This is a genomic window from Arthrobacter sp. B2I5 (assembly GCF_030816735.1).
Classification (GTDB): Bacteria; Actinomycetota; Actinomycetes; order Actinomycetales; family Micrococcaceae; genus Arthrobacter.
The window spans coordinates 959,303-981,761 of the sequence record NZ_JAUSYF010000001.1 but is presented as its reverse complement, the minus strand read 5'-3'; the positions used below and the strand labels follow the sequence as shown (position 1 = coordinate 981,761).

Below are 22,459 nucleotides of genomic sequence, written 5' to 3'. Positions count from 1 at the left end.
CCTCATCCCCGCCCCCGCACTCAAAGGACTTCCCCATGCCCGGCTTTTCCCTGCCCCAGAAACCCCGCCTCGCTTTCCGGAACAGGCAGGCACGCCTCGCTGCCGCCGTCGTGGCCGTCCCGCTGCTCCTTGCCGGCTGCACGGATAACACCAAGGCGGCAGACACCTCGGGCGGCGCCATCGAGATTGTCAGCTCCAACACCGAGTGCAAGGTGTCCACCGGCCGTGTGCCCAGCGGCAACCTCAACTTCTCGGTGAAGAATGAAGGCACCGAAGTCACCGAGTTCTACCTCCTGGCGTCCGACGGCCTTCGCATCCTGGGCGAAGTGGAGAACATTGGCCCGGGCCTGACCCGCAACCTGGTGGTCACCGCCGCGGCCGGCACCTACACCACCGCGTGCAAGCCCGGCATGGAAGGCGACGGCATCAGGGGCGCCCTGGAGGTCACCCAGTCCGGAAACCAGCCGACGGCGGACGCGGACTTCCAGCACCTCCTGGACACTGCCACCGCACAGTACTCGTCCTACGTAAAGGACCAAAGCGAACAGCTGCTCAGCGGCACGGAACAGTTTGCCGCGGCTTTCGCGGCAGGCGACACCGTGCAGGCCCGGGACTTGTATGCCACAACGCGCCAGCATTGGGAACGGATTGAGCCCGTGGCAGAGTCCTTCGGGGACCTGGACCCGCAGCTCGACGCCCGCGAGGCCGACCTTGAACCGGGCCAGGAATGGACCGGCTGGCACCGGGCCGAAAAGGACCTCTTCCCGCCCGCGGAGTACACCGCAATGACGGCGGCCGAACGGTCCGCCATCGCCGACCGCATGGTGGCCGATACCAAGGACCTGGTGGAGCGCACCAAGACCCTGGACTTCACGGCGGATGGGCTGGGCAACGGCGCCAAGGAACTTCTGGACGAGGTGGCCACCGGAAAGGTGACCGGGGAAGAAGAAATCTGGTCGCACACCGACCTCTGGGACTTCCAGGCGAACGTGGACGGTGCCCGCATCGCCTTTGAGAACCTCAAGCCCGCCCTCCAGCAGAAGGACGCAGCCCTGGCCGCCTCCCTGGATGAGAAGTTCGCTGCCCTGCAGGCCGAACTTGCCACCCATGCCCAGGGCTCCGGTTTCACCTCCTATGACAAGCTGGCCCCCGAACAGGTCCAGCGGCTCGCGTCACTGGTGGACGCGCTTGGGGAACCGCTGTCCCGGCTGACGGCGGCCGTGGTCCTGTGACCGGCTGCCCGTTCAGCGGCCGTCCGCCGGAGGCCTCCGGGGCGGACGGATCCGCCGTTTCCACTGACCCGCCGCTTGATGGCAGGGACAGGGAACAGCCGACGGCGGGAGCGCGCCTGAGCAGGCGCGGCCTGTTTGGGATTGCCGGACTGGGCGGTGCGGCCGCCGGCCTCGCCGCCGGCTTCCTGGGCCACGACGCCGTGGCCGCCTCCGCCGCGCCGCCGGCTGCCGACAGCCTGGTGGTCCCCTTCCACGGTGACCACCAGGCAGGCATCACCACAGCGGCACAGGACCGGCTGCATATGGCAGCGTTCGAAGTCACCACCACCAAGCGGGACGAACTGATCCAGCTGCTCAAGGACTGGACCGAGGCTGCGGAGGCCTTGACCCAGGGCCGTCCCGCCGGGGCAACAGGTGCCGTGGACGGACCGTACGGCGCCCCGCCCGAGGACACGGGCGAAGCGCTGGACCTGAATGCCGGAAAGCTGACCCTGACCTTCGGATTCGGGGCGGGCCTCTTCGAAAAGGACGGTGCGGCCCGTTTCGGCCTGGACGGCCGCCGGCCCGAGGCGCTGATCGACCTGCCGCATTTTCCCGGCGATGACCTGGACCCCGGGCGCAGCGGCGGTGACCTGGTGGTCCAGGCCTGCGCGGATGATCCGCAGGTGGCGGTGCACGCCATCCGGAACCTGGCCAGGATCGGATTCGGGAAGGTCCGGGTCCGCTGGTCCCAGCTCGGGTTTGGCCGGACATCATCCACGTCCCGCGCGCAGCAGACCCCGCGGAACCTGTTCGGGTTCAAGGACGGCACCAACAACCTCAAGGTGGAGGATGCGCAGCTGCTGGACCAGCACGTGTGGGCCCAGGCAGCGCGGCCCCAGGACGCCTGGATGGCCGGCGGCAGCTACCTGGTGGCGCGCCGGATCCGGATGCACATCGAAATCTGGGACCGCACCTCACTGGGCGAGCAGGAGGCCCTGGTCGGCAGAACCAAGGGCACAGGAGCCCCGCTGTCCGGCGGCGAGGAGTTCACAGACCCGGACTTTAACCGGCAGGGCAAGGGCGGCAAACCCCTCATTCCGCTGGACTCGCATGTCCGGATGGCCCACCCCAGCCACAACAACGGTGTGCAGATGCTGCGCCGCGGCTACAACTACACGGACGGTTCGGACGGCGTAGGCCATCTCGACGCCGGGCTGTTCTTCATCGCCTTCGTCACCGATCCGCGGACGCACTACGTCCCCATGCAGATGGCCATGGCGAAAGGCGACACCCTGGCCGTCGAGTACCTGAAGCACACCGGTTCCGGGCTTTTCGCGGTCCCCGGCGGCGTGAAGCCGGGCGGCTACATCGGCGAAGGACTCTTCACCTAAGAGTTCGCCCGGAGTTGCTACGGCTGCCGGCCCGCCATCCGCTCCAGCCTGGCGATCCGGTCGCGCATGGGCGGGTGCGTGGCGAACAGCTTGTTCATGGCACCGCCACGGAACGGGTTGGCGATCATCAGGTGCGAGGCGTTCACCAGCCGTTGGTCGTGCGGCAGCGGTGCAATGCTGACGCCGCGCTCGATCTTGGCCAGGGCTGAGGCGAGCGCCAGCGGATCGCCGGTGAGCTGCGAACCGTCCTCGTCGGCGTCGTACTCCCTGGTACGGGAGATGGCCATCTGGATCAGCGACGCCGCGAAGGGCGCCAGCAGGGCCATGGCGATCATGGCCAGGGGGTTGGCGTTGCGCCGGTCACCGCCGCCGAAGAACAGCAGCATCTGCCCCACCGAGGTGATGACACCGGCGACGGCGGCAGCCACGGATGAGGTGAGGATGTCCCGGTTGTAGACGTGCATGAGTTCGTGCCCCAGGACGCCGCGGAGCTCGCGGGCGTCCAGGAGCTGCAGGATGCCCTCGGTGCAGCAGACGGCAGCGTTTTGGGGGTTGCGGCCGGTGGCGAACGCATTGGGATTCATGGTGGGCGAAACATAGATGCGCGGCATCGGCTGGTTGGCGCGCATCGAAAGCTCGCGGACAATCTGGTAGAGCTGCGGTGCCTGCGCTTCGGACACCGGGACGGCCTGCATGGACCGGATGGCGATCTTGTCGCTGTTCCAGTAGCCGTAGAAGGTGGTACCGACGCCGATCAGGGCCATGATCCAGATGGGCGCGGAGCTGCGGGTCCCCACGCCGATGAGCCCGCCAAGGCCCAGCAGTACCGCCCACAGCACCCCGAACAGTGCCGCGGTTTTCAGTCCGTTGTGATGTTTGTGCACGTTTCCTCCTCAGTAAAGGAACGGCCCGCTAGGGTACCGGGTTCCTCGCATCGTACGTCCGGAAACCCGGCTGGAGTTTCGCCGCCAGCCACGCCCCTGCGATGCACAGCACTCCGCCCAGCAGCAGGACCCAGCCCTCATTCAGGATCCTGGTGGCGCCGCCGGCCAGGCCGCAGCAAATGGCTGCGGGCAGGAGCCACAGGGTCACTGCACCGCCCGGCGCGGGGCCGGCCAGCAGCACCACAAGGCCGAACGCCCCGATGGAGGCACCCCAGCCCATCACGGAAATAACGACGGCGGTCCCTTGGCGGCGCACGCTGCCCAGCGGCCCGGAGAAAAGGCCGGCCAGGAAAGCGCCGACGGCGGTGCAGGCCAGCAGGATGCCCACCGTCGCCTCGCCGCCGCCGATCATGAGGGCCGCGACGGCGGGCAGCAGCGCCCGTGGCTGGGCAAGGATCATGGCCACGAGGTCGATGATGAAGGTCATGCGGAGGTTGGGCCGCGTGCCGAGGAACCGGAACCCCTCGATGACGGAGCGGATCCCCGCCTTGCCGTGGCCCCCGGTGGGTGCCACGGGTGGGAGCCGGTAGACCGCCCACAGGACGAAGGCAAAGCTCACGAAGTCGATGGTGTAGGTCCAGCCGAATCCGATCCACGCCACCAGCAGGCCGGCCAGGAGTGGACCCGCGGTCATGGCCAGGCCCATGGACAGCATGCTCAGCGCGTTGGCGGCCGGCAGGAGTTCCTTGCGGATGAGCATGGGGATGATGGCGCGTGCGGGCCGGCTGGTTGATGGCCTGGGCCCCGCTTTGCAGCGCCACCAGCAGGTACAGCACCCACACGTTGCCCAGCTGCACCCAGGCCTGCAGCGCGATCAGGCCGGTGGTCAGCCACAGCACGGTGGTGGCCAGCAGGGCAATCCGCCTCCGGTCATGGGCATCGGCGATGGAGCCGCCCATCAGTCCACCGAATACCAGGGGAACCAGCGCGAAGATGCCCAGCAGGCCCACATAGAAGCTGTCCTGCATCAGGCGGTATACCTCGAGGCCTACGGCCACCAGGGTGAGTTGGCTGCCGACGGCGGACACTGCTGATCCGAGCCACAGCCGGCGGAATGCGGGGCTTTCCCTGAGCGGCGTGACATCGGCAAGTAATTTCCCCACCCCGTAACAGTAATGGGCGACACGATGAGGTAAGCCGCACCTTATTGTGAGTTGCTCAAAATAAGTGTTTCAATGGAGCCATGATGGAGCACTTTGACGGCCAGGACGCATGGGCTGCAGCCCTGCGCGCCCACGGACGCAGGGTGACCAAGCAGCGGTTGGCTGTACTGGCCGCCGTCGAACGCCACCCGCATTCCGCTGCCGAAAGCATCCTTGCCGCCGCCCGGGCCGAACTGCCGGAACTGACGGCGCAGTCCGTCTACGTTGTCCTCGGCGACCTGACGGACCTGCACATGCTGCGGCGCTTTGAGCCGCCCCACTCCCCCGCCCTGTATGAAACGCGCGTGGGCGACAACCACCATCACGCCATCTGCATCAGCTGCGGCCGCGTGGAGGACGTGGACTGCGCCGTCGGCCACGCCCCCTGCCTCACGCCCCACTGGAACCCGGACGCCAAACCCATGACCATCCAGATCGCGGACGTCATGTACCAGGGCATCTGCCAGGAGTGCCAGCAGGCCCAGCAACTTCCTTCCCACAGTCCCTCGCAAGAAAAAGAGAAATAGGAGAACAATGACTGCCGTTTCCACAACCCAGTCAGGTGCGCCGGTTACGTCCGACGCTCACTCGAAGTCAGTTGGTGCCGATGGTGCCATCATCCTGACCGACCACTACCTCATTGAGAAGCTCGCGCAGTTCAACCGCGAGCGGGTTCCGGAGCGCGTAGTGCACGCCAAGGGCGGCGGTGCATTCGGCACGTTCAAGACCACCGAGGACATCTCCAAGTACACCAAGGCCGCGTTCCTGCAGCCGGGCGTCGAAACCGAAATGCTGATCCGCTTCTCCTCCGTCGCCGGCGAGAACGGCTCCCCGGACACCTGGCGCGATCCCCGTGGCTTCGCCGTGAAGTTCTACACCACCGAGGGCAACTACGACCTCGTGGGCAACAACACCCCCGTCTTCTTCATCCGCGACGGCATCAAGTTCCCGGACTTCATCCACTCCCAGAAGCGCCTGCCGGGCACGCACCTGCGCGACGCCGACATGCAGTGGGACTTCTGGACCCTGTCCCCCGAGTCCGCCCACCAGGTCACCTGGCTCATGGGTGACCGTGGCCTGCCGGCCTCCTGGCGCGAGATGCAGGGCTACGGCTCGCACACCTACCAGTGGATCAACGAAGCCGGTGAGCGCTTCTGGGTCAAGTACCACTTCAAGTCCAACCAGGGCGTGAACTCCATGAGCTCGGAGCAGGCTGAACAGCTGGCCGGCTCCGACGCCGACTTCTACATCCGCGACCTGTCCGAGAACATCTCGGCCGGCAACTTCCCGTCCTGGGACCTGCACGTCCAGGTCATGCCGTACGAGGACGCCAAGACCTACCGCTTCAACCCGTTCGACCTGACCAAGGTGTGGCCGCATGCGGACTACCCCCTGATCAAGGTGGGCACCATGGAGCTGAACAAGAACCCGGAGAACTACTTCGCGCAGATCGAACAGGCCACATTCGCGCCGTCGAACTTCGTGCCCGGCATCGCAGCCTCGCCGGACAAGATGCTGCAGGCGCGCATCTTCTCCTATGCGGACGCACACCGCTACCGCGTGGGCACCAACCACGCGCAGATCCCGGTGAACCAGCCCAGGAACCAGGTCAACAACTACAGCCAGGACGGCCAGGGGCGCTTCCTGTTCAACGCCCCCTCGGTTCCGGTCTACGCCCCGAACTCGGTGGGCGGCCCGGCTGCCGTTGAGCCGCAGAACCCGGCCGGCGGCTGGGAGAACGACGGCGAGCTGACCCTCGCCGCGCACTCCCTCCACGCCGAGGACAGCGACTTCGTCCAGGCCGGCGCCCTGTACCGCGAGGTCTACGACGAGGCAGCCAAGGCCCGCTTCCTGGAGACCATCACCGGTGCCGTGGGCGGCGTCAAGAGCCCCGGCATCAAGGAACGCGCCATCCAGTACTGGACCAACGTTGACGCCGAACTCGGCGCCAAGCTGCGCGCCAACCTCGGTGCCGTCGCTGCTCCGTCCGCACCGACCTCCGACGCAGAGGCAGCCAACAAGATCGGCTGACCCTGCCGGTTGAACTGAAAGACCACCCCGCCACGGATTCGTGGCGGGGTGGTCTTTTCGGTCCCGGCACTTTTGCACATTCGTCTTTTTACACATACGGCCCAGGACCCCTGTCCCGCTCCCGGCACCCGTCCTAGGCTCCGTTCATGGACACATTTTCAGGCATTCCCCCGGAAGCCTTCCGGTTCTATGAGGAACTGGAGGACAACAACAACCGCGAGTGGTGGCTTGCGCACAAGGACACCTACGACAGGGCCGTGAAGGAACCTATCGCCGGGCTCCTCGCGCAGCTTGAGCCCGAGTTTGGCCCAGCCAGACTGTTCCGGCCCTACCGTGACGTCCGCTTCTCGCAGGACAAGTCACCCTACAAAACGGCACAGGGCGCGTTCGCCACCCGGCAGGAAGGCGTGGGCTACTACCTGCAGGTCAGCGCAGACGGGCTGCTGGTGGGAGGCGGCTACCGCTCGCACACGCCGGCACAGCTGGCCAGGTTCCGGGCGGCAGCCGATGCCTCCGGAAGCGGCGCCGCACTGCAGGAGATCGTGGACACTATTGCGGCGGCCGGGTTCAGTATTGACGGAGAGAAACTCAAGACCGTTCCCCGCGGTTTCGACAGGGACCATCCACGGGCGGAACTCCTCAAGTACAAGACCCTGTACAGCGGGTCCCACCTGGGCCGGGCGGAGTGGATTTCCACGGAAGCAGCCGCGGAGGAAATCGCGGGCAGGTGGCGGCAGCTCCGACCGCTCATTGAATGGGTGGGCCGCTATGCCGCACCCTGAATCGCCGGGACGCAGAGCCGCTGTAACCGGAATCCGCAGGAAACACAGGTTGCTTTTAAACGCGGCTGCCCGCCCGGCAGAGGCCGGGCGGGCAGTTCAACAGCGGGAGTGGCGGGCCGTCAGGTGCGGCTCAGCTCGTCCTCGTCGTCACGCTCACTGGTTGCTTCGGTCCTGGCTGCAGCGGGTGCGCCGTTAACGGACACGCTGGCTTCGGCGAAGCGCTCGTTGAGCCGGGAGTGCCGTTGTCCGTAGGCGAAGTAGATGGCCAGGCCGATGACCAGCCAGATGGCAAAGAAGATCCAGGTCTCCACGGCCAGGTTGGTCATCAGGTACAGGCAGAGCACTGCGGAAACGATGGGCAGCACCTTGCCGAACGGGACGCGGAAAGCGGGCTTCAGGTCCGGGCGCTTCCTGCGGAGCACCAGGATGCCCAGGCTCACCACCACGAACGCGGACAGCGTACCGATGTTGATCATTTCCTCGAGCAGGTCCACATTGGTGAGGCCTGCCACCAGGGCAACCGCGGCGCCGCAGATGATCTGGAGGCGCGCCGGCGTGGAGCGCTTGTCGCTGGTCTTGGACAGCGACCGGGGCAGCAGGCCGTCGCGGCTCATGGCCAGCACCACGCGGGACAGGCCCATGAGGAGCACCATGATGACGGTGGTCAGGCCCACCAGGGAACCGAAGGCGATGACCTTGGCGGCGGATGTGTCGCCCACGGCCTCGAACGCAGTGGTGAGGGTGGGGCTCTTGGCCTCGGCAAGCTGGGTGTAGGACACCATGCCGGTCAGGGCCAGGGAAACCAGGATGTAGAGCAGCGTGACCAGGGCCAGTCCGCCAAAGATGCCGCGGGGCAGGGTCTTTTGCGGGTTCTTGACTTCCTCGGCGGAGGTGGCCACCACGTCAAAGCCGATGAAGGCGAAGAACACGAGGGCGGCGCCGGCGAAGATGCCCATGGTGCCGTACTGCGCGGGCGCTGCACCGGTCAGGAAGCCGAAGAAGGACTGCTTCAGGACGTCCGCGGCGCCGGTGCCTGCCGTGGGCTCGGCGGCGGGAACGAACGGGCTGTAGTTCTCCACCTTCACGTAGGTGAAGCCCACCACGATCACGAACAGCACCACGCCGATCTTGATCAGGGTGAAGATGTTGCCCACACGGGCGGACAGCTTGGTGCCCAGCACCAGCAGCACGGTGAAGATGGCCACGATCAGGAAGGCACCCCAATAGAGGTCCACGCCGCCCAGCGAAATGGCCGGCGGGACGTCCAGGCCCGTCAGGGCAAACACCTTGCTGAGGTAGATGCCCCAGTACTTGGCAATGACGGCGGCTGCTGTGAACAGTTCCAGGATCAGGTTCCAGCCGATGATCCAGGCAAGGAGTTCACCCATGGTGGCGTAGGTGAAGACATAGGCCGAGCCGGCCACGGGGATGGCAGTGGCGAACTCGGCGTAGCACATGATGGCCAGCGCGCACGTGACGGCGGCGATGGCGAAGGAGACGGTAACGGCGGGGCCCGCAAAGTTGGCAGCGGCCTTGGCGCCTACGGAGAAGATACCGGCGCCGACAGCAACGGCGACGCCCATGATCATGAGGTCCCAGGTGCTGAGGGAACGCTTGAGCTTTCGTCCGGGCTCATCGGCGTCGGCAATCGACTGCTCGATGGATTTTGTCCGCAGAAGATTCATAAGGGGTCACAATCCTGATTTGTGAGGGAAACAGACCTATCAACGATAGTGTCCATCCACTGGACGGCCCCAATCGTCCCGAATAGTGAGACGCCCAGAATGCCGAATATTCTTCTGCCAACGCACTCGGGGCCCTCCGAATGGAGAGCCCCGAGAGGTTATACGTCGAACTTGCTAGGCGGGCCAGTCCATCAGCGTGGACCGGATCAGGAAGCGTTTGCCCTCCGGGGCTTCCACCGAAAAGCCGCTCCCCCGGCCTGGGACAACGTCGATGGTCAGGTGGGTGTGGCTCCAGTAATTGAACTGCTCCCGGGACATCCAGAACTCCAGCGGCAGGGGCTGCAGCCCGTCGGACAGGTCGAACAGCCCCAGCAGGACGTCCGAATCCCCGGTGATGAAGTCCCCGGCCGGGTAACACATGGGCGAGGACCCGTCGCAGCAGCCGCCGGACTGGTGGAACATGAGCGGTCCATGCCGGTCCCAGAGCATCCGCAATAGGTCCACGGCCGCCGGCGTGAGCGCCACCCGGGAAAAGTCTTCCCCGGGCAGCGTCACGGCGGCATCGATCCCATGTTCGGGCATCAGAACCTCAGCACCACGCGGCCGTCGATCTTGGCGTGCTTCATCTCGTCGAAGACGGCATTGACCTCGGAAAGCTCCCGGACGGAGACGGTGGGATGGATCTTGCCCTGCGCGTAGAAGTCCAGGGCTTCCTCCATATCCTGCCGGGTGCCCACGATGGAGCCGCGGACGGTCAGTCCCTTGAGCACAATCTCGAAGATCGGTGCCGGAAAGTCCCCCGGCGGCAGGCCGTTGAAAACGATGGTGCCGCCACGGCGGACCATGCCGATGGCCTGCCCGAATGCTGACGGATGCACCGCCGTAACCAGCACTCCATGGCACCCTCCTGTTTCACGCTGGATGACCTCCACCGGATCTTCGTGCAGGGCATTGACCGTCACTTCGGCCCCATGGGCCCTGGCCAGGGCCAGCTTGTCGTCGGCAACGTCAACGGCGGCGACCCGCAGGCCCATCGCGACGGCGTACTGGACGGCGATGTGCCCCAGTCCGCCGATGCCGGAGATGGTGACCCACTGGCCCGGCCGGGCCTCGGTCATTTTCAGGCCCTTGTAGACGGTGACGCCGGCGCAGAGTACCGGCGCCACCTCGACGGGGTCGGATCCCGCCGGTATGCGGGCCGCGAAGCGGGAGTCCACCAGCATGTACTCGCCGAAGGAGCCGTCCACGCTGTAGCCGCCGTTCTGTTGGGCTTCGCAGAGGGTCTCCCAGCCGGTGCGGCAATACTGGCAGTCACCGCAGGCGGACCAGAGCCAGGCGTTGCCCACCAGGTCTCCAACCTGGAGGTCGGTGACGCCGTCGCCCAGTGCCACCACTTCCCCCACGCCCTCGTGGCCGGGAACGAACGGCGGGGTGGGCTTGACCGGCCAGTCCCCTTCGGCTGCGTGGAGGTCGGTGTGGCAAACGCCAGTGGTCAGCACCTTGACCAGCGCCTGCCCGGGTCCGGGCGTGGGGACGTTGAGGGTCTGGACCTGGAGGTCCTTGCCGAATTCGGTTACTACGGCTGCTTGCATTGTCGTCGTCATTGGCGATCCTTGCTTCGTTGTAGCTGGGTTGGGATAGGTTCTGCAGCTGGGTTTAGAAGAAGCCCAGCTTGTTTTCGTCGTAGCTGACCAGCAGGTTCTTGGTCTGCTGGTAGTGGTCCAGCATCATGGCGTGGTTTTCACGGCCAATGCCGGATGACTTGTAGCCGCCGAAGGCAGCTCCGGCCGGGTAGGCGTGGTAGTTGTTGACCCAGACACGGCCGGCCTGGATTTCCCTGCCTGCCCGGTAGGCCACGTTGCCGTTGCGGGACCAGACACCGGCGCCCAGCCCGTAGAGGGTATCGTTGGCGATGCCCATCGCGTCGTTGTAATCGCTGAACTTCGTCACCGCCACCACGGGCCCGAAGATCTCCTCCTGGAAGATCCGCATCCTGTTGTGGCCCTCGAACACGGTGGGCTGGACGTAGAAGCCGCCCGCAAGGTCGCCCGGAAGTTCTGCGCGGGCGCCGCCGGTGAGGACCTTGGCGCCTTCCTGCTTTCCAATGTCGATGTAGGACAGGATCTTCTCCAACTGGTCGTTGGAGGCTTGTGCACCCACCTGGGTATCGGTGTCCAGCGGGTTGCCCTGGACCATCTTCTCCACCCGGGCCACGGCGTCCGCCATGAAGGAGTCGTAAATGTCCTCCTGGATCAGCGCGCGGGACGGGCAGGTGCAGACCTCGCCCTGGTTGAAGGCGAACAGCGCGAACCCCTCCTGGGCTTTGTCGTAGAACGCGTCGTTGTCCTGGGCCACGTCGTTGAAGAAGATGTTGGGGCTCTTGCCGCCCAGTTCCAGGGTGACGGGGATGAGGTTCTGGCTGGCGTACTGGCTGATAAGCCGGCCGGTGGTGGTCTCACCGGTGAAGGCAATCTTCCGGATCCGGGAACTGGACGCCAGCGGCTTGCCGGCCTCCACGCCGAAGCCGTTGACCACATTCAGCACGCCCGCGGGCAGCAGGTCCCCGATGAGTTCCACGAGCACCAGGATGGAGCTTGGGGTCTGCTCGGCGGGCTTGAGCACCACCGTGTTTCCAGCCGCCAGCGCGGGCGCAAGCTTCCAGACGGCCATGAGGATGGGGAAGTTCCAGGGGATGATCTGGCCCACCACGCCCAGGGGTTCGTGGAAGTGGTAGGCGGTGGTGTTCTCGTCCAGCTGGGACAGGCTGCCTTCCTGGGCGCGGACTGCCGAGGCGAAGTAGCGGAAGTGGTCCGCGGCCAACGGCAGGTCGGCGTTGAGGGTTTCCCGGACCGGCTTGCCGTTGTCCCAGGTTTCGGCGACGGCGAGCATTTCCAGGTTCTCGTCAATGCGGTCGGCGATCTTGTTCAGAATCGCGGCGCGTTCCGCGGCGGAGGTCTTGCCCCAGGACGGTGCCGCCTTGTGCGCCGCATCCAAGGCCAGCTCGATGTCCTCCGCCGTGCCGCGGGCCACCTGGCAGAACGCCTTACCGGTCACCGGGGTGATGTTCTCGAAGTACTGCCCTTTGACGGGGGCCACCCATTCGCCGCCGATCCAGTTTTCGTACCGGTCCTTGAAGGTGACCTTCGAACCGTCGGTTCCCGGCTGTGCGTAAACGGTCATGTGCTTAGCTCCTTTGCTGTGCAGGAGGCGGGCCACAGGGGCGTCCGCCGTTGAAGACAGCGTAGGAGCCGGGAGGTTGCAGCCAGGTTGCAATGCTGTGGCTCAGGTCACAGGGAACTTTTCAGGCGCGCAGTTCGGCTTCCAGCCGTTCCAGGTCGGCCACGACGGCGGCCCGCTTGGGTGAGCGCGGCGGCAGGAGGCGGAGCGCGGCGCGGCGGATTTCGACGTCGTCACTTGCCTCGGGCAGCGCGGCGTACTTGAGCAGGGACTCGGCACTGCCGTCAGTGAGGACCGCTTCCCGCAGCAAGGACGAAACCCTGTTCCTCAAATCCACGATGCCCGGTGCCTCGGAGCGCGGAAGCACCCCGCCGCGGTAAATCTCCAAGGCAATCCGGTGTGCACCACGCTGCAGGCAACTGAGCACCTGGCCCGTATCCGGCACCAGGTCGATGGGCAGCCGGTAGGGGCGGGACCCGGGAACCGCATCCGGGGAGAGCTGCTGGAGGACTCTGCGCAGGCGGACCATCTCCGCGCGCAGCGTCATGGTGGAGCCGTCCCCCGGGTACAGCAGCGAGCTCAGTTCCTCTGCCGTGAGGCCGTCCGGGTGCATGCTGAGCAGGGCAAGGATTTCGCTGTGCCGGGCGGATAGGGAAACGGTCCTGCCGTCCAGGCTGAGCAGTGCCTGGTCGCGGCCCAGCAGCTGCAGGCTGTTCCGGTAGAGGCTGCCTTCCTTGGCACCCTGGCCCTGCCTTCCGGCAGCAGCCGGGGACCGTCGTCGTACCGGCTTCCTGGCCAGCTCCGCCGCATGCTGCAGGCGCTCCACCCGCAACTGCGCCTGGGCGGCCGCCACCGTGGCCTCCACCAGGGACAGGGTGTGCGGCGCCACCGCCGTGGCCGTCCCGGTGATGTCCACGACGCCGAGCACGGCGCCTGAGTCGGGGTCATGGAAGGGGACCGCGGTGCAGCTCCAGGGATGGACGGTGCGCTGGTAATGCTCGGCGCCGGCGATCTGGATACCCCTGCCCAGGGCCAGCGCGGTGCCCGGGGCGCTGGTGCCAACACTGGCTTCGGACCAGTCGGCGCCGGGGACAAACATCATCCCTTCGGCCCGGCGTTGCAGCGTGGGGTCCCCGTCCACCCACAGGAGCCTGCCCACCTCATCCCCCACGGCCACCAGGAGACCGCTGTCGTGGCTGGGCTGGACCAGGAGCTTGTTGATGACCGGCATGATCGCGGCCAGGGGGTGCTGCCGGCGGTACTCCTCCAGCTCTTCGACGTCCAGGGCCAACGGCGCGGCCGTGTTGTCCGGGTTTGCCTTGAAGCTGGCGGACCGCAGCCAGGATTCCCTGATGAGTTTGCGCAGGCCGGGGATTTCGGGAGTGGCGCCGCCCAGGGCGTGATCCAGGCGCTCGTGCCCGGCCAGGGCGGCACGCTGGCGCGGTTCAGGCTGGAGCAGGTTCGTCATCGAACTCCCTGGAAGTGCAGGCTTCTGGCGCCGCTAGTCTAGCCGCAGCAGTTCCTCCAGCGCATCCACCCCTGCCGCCGCTCCCCCCGCCGCAGCGTAGCCCTCCGCAACCCGCCGCGCCCCCGGTGCTTTGGTCCGCGCCTCGTGGACGGCTGCGCGGAGCCGCTCGGGGGTGAGCTGCTTCCGGCTGAGCCGCACCCCGGCGTCGGCGGCAACCACCCTCGCCGCCACCTCGTGCTGGTCCCTGCCGAACGGAACCACCACGACGGGAACCCCCTTGGACAACGCCTTCTGGGTGGCCCCCATCCCGCCATGGGTAACGGCGACGGCCGCATGGTCAAGGACCCGGCCGTGCGGCACGAAGTGCTCCAGCCGGGCATTGGCCGGAACCGGTCCAAAGCCGTCGCTTCGGGGTGCACGGCCGGCACCGGCCGATCCGGCGTCCGCTGCCGGCAGGGTGGCCACCACGGTGAAGGGTTCAGCGGCCAGCCCGGCCAGCGCCGCACGCACGAGGGCCTCGTCGGCCTGGTATTCGGAGGATGTGGTCACCAGGACCAGAGGGTCCTGGTCGTCCCGCAGCCAGGCTGGAGCTTCCGCGGGCGGTTCCCAGCCGAGCGCACCGATCATCCGCACGTCCGGACCCCAGTCAGGATGGGGGTATTCGAAGGGCTCCGAGGTGGCCACGAGCATCAGCGGGGCGGTGCGGAACATTTCGTCCGCACCGCTGACGGGTGGCAGTGTGCCGGTGGAGAGCTCCGAGCGCAGCGCGTTGATGCGCGGCAGCATCAGCTTTTCCACGGCGCCGATCACCAGGCGGCGGGCCACCGCATCGCGGGCCCTGCCCAGGGGCCCGGACATGGGGGCAAGCCCGGGGCCGAACGGCGGCGTTCCCCTGGATTGCAGCGGCGGGGTGTAGGGGCTGAAAGTGGCCCACGGCAACCCGGATAGTTCGGCCTGGATGCGGGCTCCCCATGAGTTGATGTCGATCAGGAGCAGGTCCGGGCCCACCTCATCGATGGCCTTCTGCAGGTCCGGGGCGTCGAACCGGGCGCGGGCGGTGAAGGTTTCCACGCTGGAAGCCAAGGCGGCCTTCGCGTTCCCGGCCCGGTAGTCCGTGGCCTCGACTGCCAGGATCCGCTCGTCCACCGGCCCGGCATGGAACCCTTCCCCGTTGAGCAGTGGGACCTGCGGCCGCAGGGTGCGGACGTGGACATCATGGCCGCGGTCCTTCAGCTCCTGGAGCAGGGGGACCATCGGGAAGAGGTGGCCGATGGCCGGAGAGGTGTAGGCAAGGACGGTGGACATCAGGGGCTCCGGGTGAAGGGTTCCAGCATTTCGAGCAGGCATTGGGCCACCTGGTCGCGGCTGAGCCCGGCGTCCAGGCGCAGCAGTTTCCAGGCGTAGACGTCGCAGAGCGCGACGAACTGGGCCAGGCGGCGTTTCCGATCCACCCCGTCCGGCAGGCAGCCGTCCGCGAGGAAGGGGGCGAAAACGCGTTCACACCACTCCCGGTGGATCCGGCGGCCACCCTCGGTGATCTCTGCGAGGACAGGGGAAGTTTCCTCCTCGGCGAGCAGCTTCAGGGCCAGGGCGCCCGTGGTCTCGTAGTGGTCCAAGAGATTGTCGACGGCGGCAGGTACGTCCCCGGGAGGAGCGGCACCGCGCTGGGCGGCAACCTCCGTTGACGCGAATTCGGCCGTTGCGTGGATCAACTCCATGCGGTCACCGAAGCGGCGGATGACGGTTTGGACGGTAACGCCGGCGCGCCCCGCTACCTCCTTCAGGGTTACGTCGGCGAGCGGTCCCTCCATAAAGAGGTCCAACGTTGCCTGCAGGATCCGGCGCCCGGTTTCAGCGGCGGAGGCCGCACGGTTCCGGGAATCGTAGGTCCGGGCCCCCGCCGTATTCATGTTAATTAGACTAACTCGAATACGGCTTCGCGCCTAGGGGTCAGCCGCGGGAGATGCGGATCATGTCCTCCCGCGGCACCACCTTGATCCGTTCACGCACCACGTGGTCAAGCCCCTCGGGTCCGGTCCAGGCGGCGCCCAGGCCTGCCTCGTGGGCGTCGAGCCTGTTCCACCCTTCCCACGTGGTGTATGCGATGCCGCGTTCCTCAAGCAGGTCGATGATGGCCTGCGGATCCGGGTTTTGTGCGGCGGGGAGGTTCAGCCGGTCCTCCAGCAGGAAGCCGATGGTTTCCAGCGCATCGCCCTTGGTGTGGCCGATCAGCCCGACGGGGCCGCGCTTGATCCAGCCCGTGGTGTAGATGCCCGGGACGGGGTTGCCCCCGGCATCCAGGACGCGGCCGCCCTCGTTGGGGATGACGCCGCGCTTGGCGTCGTACTCCAGTTCGTCCAGGGCGGAGCCGTGGTAGCCGATGGCCCGGTAGACCGCCTGGACGGGGTACTCGACGTACTCCCCCGTACCCTTGGCGTTGCCGGTCCCGTCCAGCTGCATGCGCTCAAACTTGATGCCGCCCACTTTGCCCGTACCGTCGTCGAGCACTTCAACGGGGCTGTGCAGGAAGTGCAGGTGCAGCCTGCGGGAGGAGGGGTTCTCCGACTCCGCGTGCTCCTCCACCAGCCAGTTGGTGAGCGTGTTCACCATGGTCTTGACCTGGTTGTTGCTGCGGATGGCTTCGTCCGATGCCTCGTCGAATTCGAAGTCCTCCGGGTACAGGACGATGTCGACGTCGTCCATGTGGCTGAGCTCGCGCAGTTCCAGCGGGGTGAACTTCACCTGGGCCGGGCCGCGGCGGCCGAAGACGTGCACGTCCGTCACGGGCGAAGCCTTCAGGCCCTGGTAGACGTTGTCCGGAATCTCGGTACTCAGCAGCTCCTCGGGGTGCTTGACCAGCATGCGGGCCACGTCCAGGGCCACGTTGCCGTTGCCGATGACGGCGATCTCGCTGGCCTCCAGCGGCCACTCGCGGGGAACATCCGGGTGGCCGTCGTACCAGGACACGAAGTCGGCGCCGCCGAACGAGCCCTGCAGGTTGATCCCGGGAATCTCCAGGTCCGCGTCCTTCACGGCGCCGGTGGAGAAGATCACGGCGTCGTAGAAGGCCCGGAAATCGTGCAGCGTGAGGTCCCGGCCGTAGGTCACATTGCCCAGGAACCGGATGTCGCCGCGGTCCAGGACCTTGTGGAGGGCGTTCACGATGCCCTTGATACGGGGGTGGTCCGGGGCCACGCCATAACGGATCAGGCCATAGGGCGCCGGGTAGGCCTCAAAAAGGTCGATGCTGACCTGGAAGTCGCCGTCCTTCACCCCGCTGGACTTGGTGAGGATGTCCGCAGCATAGACTCCTGCCGGTCCCGCGCCGACGATGGCGACGCGGAGGGGACGGTTGGCGGCGGTTTCGCTCTGATCGGACACCGGGAGCCCTTCTGAACTGGTCCTGCTCACGTTTCATGAGACTGCGCCGCTTCATGCAGCGCACAGCCCCCATTCTAGTTGGCGGCCAGGGGCACCACCTTGCCCTCGCGGTACAGCAGCGCCCGCAGCTCGGACTCGGCCGAGTCCAGGCGCTTCGGGTCGATGGTTTCACCCGCATGGTAGTGGTCCAGGACCCGGGGGTCCACGTAGCTCTTGCGGGCGATGGAGGGTGTGTTTCCCAGCGTCTCCGCCGCATCATGCATGGCCCGGCTGATGGCCCGCTTCCGTTTGGCCGCCGTACGTTGGGCGCCCGTGCGGGCCAAGCTTGCCGCCGCAGCCACCGTGCCGCGAAGGGTGCGGAAGTCCTTGGCAGTGAAGTCCGAGCCCGTCCGTTCCTTCACGTAGGCGTTGATGTCCGCGCTGGTCACCGGACGCCAGGTCCTGCCCTCCTTATAAGCCAGGAGCCGGGCATTGGGCCCGCGGCGCTTGAGCAGGCGCAGCAGGACGGCGAGGTCTGGGTCGCGGATTTCCGATTCCCAGTCCTTGCCGCTCTTGGCCGGGAAGCGCAGCAGGATCCGGTCCTTGCGCACCTGGACGTGGGCGCACAGCAGCGTGGCCAGGCCTCGGCTGCCGTTCTCGTTGGTGTACCGTTCAGACCCCACCCGCAGGGATCCGCTGTCCAGCATCCGGAACGCCCCCGCCAGGACCCGATCGCGGGTGAAGCCCTCGCTGCGCAGGTCCATGGTGACCCGGCGGCGGGCCGCAGGCAGCGATTCGGCCAGCTGGAGGGACCGGTCGAACTTCACCCGGTCCTTACGCTCCCGCCACTCGGGATGGTAGATGTACTGGCGCCTGCCCACCGCATCCACGCCCGTGGCCTGGATGTGGCCGTTCTCAAACGGGGCAATCCAGACGTCGGTCCATGCCGGCGGGATGCCGATGCTCTCCAGCCTGTCGCGGACGGGACCGGGCGGCAGCGTGGAGCCGTCCAGGTCCCGGTAACTGAAGCCTTTGCCGGCCGGCACCCTGCGGTAGCCGCGGCCCGAGGCGTTGCTGCGCCGGAGCCTCATGGGGCCGGCCGCGGGGTACGGGCACATCTCATGAAAGCAAGCCTACTGATTATTTTTCGGATTTCCCGCCCGCCTGCTGGAATACCTGCCCGCGGGCTGCTGTTATGGACATCGTGCCCATGCCAGACGGAACCCCCACAGCCACCTCATCCGCCCCACACTCCAGGACCGGAACGGCGGGGCCCACGGGCCCCAAGCCTCTGGGCGCAGGCCCCAAGCCTCTGGGCGCTGACCCCATGCCACTGGCCAAGGACACGACGGCGGGAATGCTGTTCGGCATCGGCGCGTACGTTCTGTGGGGGCTGCTCCCCCTGTACTTCTTCATCCTGATGCCGGCCGGCGCCGTCGAAATCGTGGCCAACCGCGTGGTGTGGTCGCTCCTGTTCTGCGCCCTCCTGATCACGGTCACCAGGGCGTGGGGCGTCCTCGCCGCGGCGTTGAAGGACCGGAGGGTGTTTGGCTCCCTTGCGCTGGCGGCTTTCCTGATCGCCATCAACTGGCTGACCTACACCTACGGCGTGACCACCGGTCAGGCGGTGGAAACGTCCCTTGGCTACTTCATCAACCCGCTGGTCTCGGTGCTGCTTGGCGTGCTGGTCCTGAAAGAGAAGCTGCGGCCGCTCCAGTGGGCCGCCGTCGGCGTGGGCTTCGCAGCCGTGGGCGTCCTCACCTACTCCTACGGGAAGCTGCCGTGGATCGCCCTGACCCTGGCCTTCAGCTTCGGCCTGTACGGCTTCGTGAAGAACCGGGTGGGATCGAGGGTGGATGCCATTACCAGCCTCAGCGTGGAGACCATGGTGCTGGCCCCGCTGGCCGCCGTGGCCATGGTGGTCCTGGCCGCGAACGGCAGCGCCACACTGACCTCACAGGGCCCCGGGCACTTCTGGCTGCTGCTGGCGTCTGGCGTGATCACCGCCGTCCCGCTGCTCTTCTTCGGCGCCTCCGCACGGCGGCTGCCCATGACCACCATCGGGCTGCTCCAGTACTTTGCGCCCGTACTGCAGTTCCTGGTGGCCCTGCTCGTGTTCCGGGAAACCATGACCGTGGAGCGCTGGATCGGGTTCGGCGTGGTGTGGCTGGCGCTGCTCCTGCTGACCCTTGACATGCTCCGGACGGCGCGCAGGAACTCGGTGGCCCGCAGGGCAGCGCTCCGCCAGGCCGCCTGAGGCACCGTTCCTGACACAACGACAAAGAAGGCGGACTCCCGATGGGAAGCCCGCCTTCTGTGCGTTGCCGGAGGGAGTCGTTCCGGTTAAGCGTTGGCCTTGATGGCGGCGGCCAGGACGTCCAGGCCGTCGTTCAGCAGTTCGTCGGTGATGACCAGCGGCGGCAGCAGGCGGATGACGTTGCCGTAGGTGCCGCAGGTGAGGATGATGACGCCTTCCTTGAGGCAGGCGGCGGCAACGGCCTTGGTCAGTTCCGGGTTGGGTTCCTTGGAGCCGGCCTCGACGAGTTCGACGGCGAGCATGGCACCGCGGCCGCGGACGTCGCCGATCACGGCGGTGCCGGCAGCGGCGAGTTCGCCCTGCAGGTCGCGGAGCCGGCCCAGCGCGAGTTCCTCGATGTGGCGGGCGCGGCCGTTCAGGTTGTATTCCTCCATGGATCCGATGGAGGCAAGGGCTGCGGCGCAGGCCACCGGGTTTCCGCCGTAGGTGCCGCCCAGCCCGCCCGGGTGCACGGCATCCAGCAGGTCCGCACGGCCGGTGATGGCGGACAGCGGCATGCCGCCGGCAATGCCCTTGGCCATGGTCAGGATGTCCGGGACAACGCCCTCGTGGTTCACGGCGAACCATTCACCCGTGCGGCAGAAACCGGACTGGACCTCGTCCGCGATGAAGACGATGCCCTTGTCCTTGGCCCAGGCGGCCAGCGCCGGGAGGAAGCCCTCGGCCGGGACGATGAAGCCGCCCTCGCCCTGGATGGGCTCGATGATGATGGCGGCCACCTGGTCGCCGCCGATCTGCTTTTCGATCATGGTGATGGCGCGCTTGGCGGCCTCGGCACCCGTGATGGCGGGGTTTTCCTCGCGGTACGGGTAGCTCATGGGCATCCGGTACACCTCGGGCGCGAACGGCCCGAAGTTGGTCTTGTAGGGCATGGCCTTGGCGGTCAGCGCCATGGTCAGGTTGGTGCGGCCGTGGTAGGCGTGGTCGAAGGCCACGACGGCGTCCCGGCCGGTTGCCAGGCGGGCCACCTTGACGGCGTTTTCCACGGCTTCGGCGCCGGAGTTGAAGAGGACGGTGCGCTTCTCGTGGTCGCCCGGGGTGAGGCGGTTCAGCTGCTCGGCGACCGCGACGTAGCCTTCGTAGGGGGTGACCATGAAGCAGGTGTGGGTGAAGTGCTCCACGGCTTCCTTGACGGCACCGACGACGGCGGGATCGGACGCTCCCACGCTGGTCACGGCAATGCCGGAGCCGAGGTCGATGAAGGAGTTGCCGTCGACGTCGTGGATGATTCCGCCGTCGGCGTCTGCAACGTAGACCGGGACGCTGGAGGCGACGCCGGCAGCCACCACGGACTTGCGGCGTTCGGTCAGTGCCACGGACTTGGGGCCCGGGAAGTCGGCCTGGACGTTGCGCTTCTGCTCCAGGCGGTAGGTGATGTCTGATGCGGTGGTGGTCATGGTGTGGTGCCTTTCTTGAAAACCGGGGAAATGTCAGGCGTCGAGGGCGGACATCACGTGCTTGATGCGCGTGTAGTCTTCCACGCCGTACATGGAGAGGTCTTTGCCGTAGCCGGACTGCTTGAAGCCGCCGTGCGGCATTTCGGCGGTGAGCAGGATATGGGTGTTGATCCAGACGGCGCCGAAGTCCAGGTCGCGGCTCAGCCGCATGGCGGTGCCGTGGTTGCTGGTCCAGACGCTTGATGCCAGGGCGTAGTCCACGTCGTTGGCCATTGCCACCGCTTCTTCTTCGGTGCTGAATTTCTGCACCGTGATGACCGGGCCGAAGGTCTCCTTCTGCACCACGTCGTCGGTCTGCTTGGCTCCGGTGATGATGGTGGGTTCGAAGAAGTAGCCCTTCTCCCCCGCCCGGTGGCCGCCGGTCTCGATCCGGCAGTTGGCCGGCAGGTTCTCCACCACGGACGTGACGGCGTTGAAGTGGTTCACGTTGTTCAGCGGGCCGAAGTAGTTGTCTTCGTCGTTCTGCGAGCCGGTGTGCAGGGTCCTGGTGTGCTCCACCATGGCGGCCACAACGTCGTCGTGCACCGAGTCCTCCACCAGCACGCGGGTGATGGCGGTGCAGTCCTGGCCGGCGTTGAAGAAGGCGAACTCGGCGATGGCCGCGGCGCTCTTCTTGATGTCGGCGTCCTTGAACACGATGGCCGGGGCCTTGCCGCCCAGTTCCAGGTGCGCACGCTTGAGGCTCTTGGCGGCACCGGAGGCAACAGCGATGCCGGCGCGGACCGATCCGGTGATGGACACCAGGCCAGGGACCTTGTGCTCCACCATCATGGCGCCCGTTTCGCCGGTGCCCAGAACCACGTTCAGGACGCCGGCCGGGAAGATGTCGCCGGCCAGGCGGGCCAGGACCAAGGTGGATTCGGGGGTGGTGTCGGAGGGCTTCAGGACCACCGTGTTGCCGGCGGCGAGCGCGGGGCCGATCTTCCAGATGGCCATCAGGAACGGGTAGTTCCAGGGGGCCACCTGGGCCACGACGCCGATGGGTTCGCGGCGGACGTAGGAGGTGTGGCCCTCGAAGTACTCACCCGCGGACTTGCCTTCAAGGATGCGGGCGGCGCCGGCGAAGAAGCGCAGCTGGTCGGCACCGGCGGCAACTTCCTCGGAGGCGATGAGGGAGCGGACCTGGCCGGTGTTGCGGTGCTGGGCTTCGACGAGTTCGTCGCTGTTGGCCTCGATGGCGTCGGCGAGCTTGAGCAGCATCAGCTGCCGCTGGCCCGGGGTGACATGCTTCCAGGTCCTGAAGGCGTCCTTGGCAGCCGACATGGCGGCATCGACGTCCGCCTGCACGGAGACGGGGGCGTGCGCCACCACGTCGCCGTTGGTGGGGTTGACCACGTCCAGCAGGGTGGTGCCGGAGGGGGTGACGAACTTCCCGTTGATGAAGTTCTGCAAGGTTTGGACCACGGTGTGCAACCTCTTTCGTAAGGGCCATCGGCGGCCGGGCGGAGACCAGGACGGATGGATGGAACTGCCTTGAGCCTATGCCAGCGC

At 66.8% G+C, this 22,459-nt stretch carries 18 protein-coding genes and 1 pseudogene; 6 read left to right on the top strand and 13 right to left on the bottom strand.

All coding sequences use genetic code 11. The annotated features are described in order from the left end of the window. The first annotated feature begins 35 nt into the window (after window positions 1-35). Together efeO and efeB are read left to right on the top strand one after the other, a co-directional pair. Window positions 36-1,232 carry an iron uptake system protein EfeO gene (gene efeO, locus QFZ60_RS04665; protein ID WP_307088621.1) on the top strand — a complete coding sequence of 399 codons (1,197 nt, stop codon included), beginning with the start codon at window positions 36-38 and terminating at the stop codon, window positions 1,230-1,232. Further along, on the top strand, window positions 1,229-2,605 hold the full coding sequence (gene efeB / locus QFZ60_RS04660) for an iron uptake transporter deferrochelatase/peroxidase subunit (protein WP_307088619.1): 1,377 nt from the start codon (window positions 1,229-1,231) through the stop codon (window positions 2,603-2,605). Before efeO ends, efeB begins: the two co-directional genes overlap by 4 nt. Window positions 2,606-2,622: 17 nt before the next feature. On the opposite strand, the gene htpX is transcribed toward efeB, so the two are convergent. Both htpX and QFZ60_RS04650 read right to left on the bottom strand, forming a co-directional pair. Then, the gene (htpX, locus tag QFZ60_RS04655; protein ID WP_307088617.1) at window positions 2,623-3,489 is read right to left on the bottom strand and encodes a zinc metalloprotease HtpX; all 867 of its coding nucleotides are present in this window, start codon (window positions 3,487-3,489) and stop codon (window positions 2,623-2,625) included. Between the two features lie 28 nt (window positions 3,490-3,517). After that, window positions 3,518-4,652, bottom strand: a pseudogene (locus QFZ60_RS04650) (MFS transporter). An 80-nt stretch (window positions 4,653-4,732) separates the two neighbouring features. On the opposite strand from QFZ60_RS04650, the gene QFZ60_RS04645 reads away from it, so the two are divergent. The 3 genes from QFZ60_RS04645 to QFZ60_RS04635 all read left to right on the top strand — a co-directional run bounded on the left by QFZ60_RS04645 (window position 4,733) and on the right by QFZ60_RS04635 (window position 7,504). Beyond that, complete coding sequence (locus QFZ60_RS04645) at window positions 4,733-5,218, top strand: Fur family transcriptional regulator (RefSeq protein ID WP_307088615.1); 486 nt, start codon at window positions 4,733-4,735, stop codon at window positions 5,216-5,218. 7 nt (window positions 5,219-5,225) lie between these two features. Beyond that, window positions 5,226-6,722, top strand: a complete 1,497-nt coding sequence (locus tag QFZ60_RS04640) for a catalase (protein ID WP_307088613.1) — start codon at window positions 5,226-5,228, stop codon at window positions 6,720-6,722. A 146-nt stretch (window positions 6,723-6,868) separates the two neighbouring features. Next, a complete protein-coding gene (locus QFZ60_RS04635; RefSeq protein ID WP_307088611.1) occupies window positions 6,869-7,504 on the top strand; it encodes a DUF2461 domain-containing protein in 636 nt (211 codons plus the stop codon). Window positions 7,505-7,623: 119 nt separating this feature from the next. Here QFZ60_RS04635 and QFZ60_RS04630 read toward each other — a convergent pair whose 3' ends face one another. The 9 genes from QFZ60_RS04630 to QFZ60_RS04590 all read right to left on the bottom strand — a co-directional run bounded on the left by QFZ60_RS04630 (window position 7,624) and on the right by QFZ60_RS04590 (window position 18,285). Next, complete coding sequence (locus tag QFZ60_RS04630) at window positions 7,624-9,189, bottom strand: amino acid permease (protein WP_307088609.1); 1,566 nt, start codon at window positions 9,187-9,189, stop codon at window positions 7,624-7,626. 174 nt (window positions 9,190-9,363) lie between these two features. Continuing rightward, window positions 9,364-9,771 (bottom strand): DUF779 domain-containing protein, encoded by a 408-nt coding sequence (locus QFZ60_RS04625; RefSeq protein ID WP_307088607.1) that lies wholly within the window; start codon window positions 9,769-9,771, stop codon window positions 9,364-9,366. Beyond that, window positions 9,771-10,793, bottom strand: coding sequence for an alcohol dehydrogenase AdhP (adhP, locus tag QFZ60_RS04620; RefSeq protein ID WP_307088605.1), 1,023 nt, complete (start codon window positions 10,791-10,793; stop codon window positions 9,771-9,773). The genes QFZ60_RS04625 and adhP overlap by 1 nt, the downstream gene beginning before the upstream one ends. Before the next feature lie 52 nt (window positions 10,794-10,845). Beyond that, a complete protein-coding gene (locus QFZ60_RS04615) occupies window positions 10,846-12,369 on the bottom strand; it encodes an aldehyde dehydrogenase family protein (RefSeq protein ID WP_142032188.1) in 1,524 nt (507 codons plus the stop codon). A gap of 121 nt (window positions 12,370-12,490) precedes the next feature. Next, a complete protein-coding gene (locus QFZ60_RS04610) occupies window positions 12,491-13,834 on the bottom strand; it encodes a GAF domain-containing protein (protein ID WP_307088601.1) in 1,344 nt (447 codons plus the stop codon). A gap of 33 nt (window positions 13,835-13,867) precedes the next feature. Then, window positions 13,868-15,139, bottom strand: coding sequence for a glycosyltransferase (locus QFZ60_RS04605; protein WP_307088599.1), 1,272 nt, complete (start codon window positions 15,137-15,139; stop codon window positions 13,868-13,870). Further along, entirely contained in the window at window positions 15,139-15,744 is a 606-nt protein-coding gene (locus QFZ60_RS04600) for a TetR/AcrR family transcriptional regulator (RefSeq protein WP_307088598.1), read from the bottom strand. Before QFZ60_RS04600 ends, QFZ60_RS04605 begins: the two co-directional genes overlap by 1 nt. Window positions 15,745-15,784: 40 nt before the next feature. Continuing rightward, window positions 15,785-17,215: an FAD-dependent oxidoreductase gene (locus tag QFZ60_RS04595; protein WP_307088595.1), complete on the bottom strand. Its 1,431-nt coding sequence runs from the start codon at window positions 17,213-17,215 to the stop codon at window positions 15,785-15,787. Between the two features lie 74 nt (window positions 17,216-17,289). Then, on the bottom strand, window positions 17,290-18,285 hold the full coding sequence (locus QFZ60_RS04590) for a DNA topoisomerase IB (protein WP_307093201.1): 996 nt from the start codon (window positions 18,283-18,285) through the stop codon (window positions 17,290-17,292). A 236-nt stretch (window positions 18,286-18,521) separates the two neighbouring features. Here QFZ60_RS04590 and rarD point away from each other — a divergent pair, with 236 nt between their 5' ends. Further along, entirely contained in the window at window positions 18,522-19,451 is a 930-nt protein-coding gene (gene rarD, locus QFZ60_RS04585) for an EamA family transporter RarD (RefSeq protein WP_307093199.1), read from the top strand. A gap of 86 nt (window positions 19,452-19,537) precedes the next feature. Here rarD and gabT read toward each other — a convergent pair whose 3' ends face one another. Both gabT and QFZ60_RS04575 read right to left on the bottom strand, forming a co-directional pair. Then, window positions 19,538-20,908: a 4-aminobutyrate--2-oxoglutarate transaminase gene (gabT, locus tag QFZ60_RS04580; RefSeq protein WP_307088593.1), complete on the bottom strand. Its 1,371-nt coding sequence runs from the start codon at window positions 20,906-20,908 to the stop codon at window positions 19,538-19,540. A 33-nt stretch (window positions 20,909-20,941) separates the two neighbouring features. After that, window positions 20,942-22,372 carry a gamma-aminobutyraldehyde dehydrogenase gene (locus QFZ60_RS04575; RefSeq protein WP_307088591.1) on the bottom strand — a complete coding sequence of 477 codons (1,431 nt, stop codon included), beginning with the start codon at window positions 22,370-22,372 and terminating at the stop codon, window positions 20,942-20,944. Window positions 22,373-22,459 lie beyond the last annotated feature (87 nt).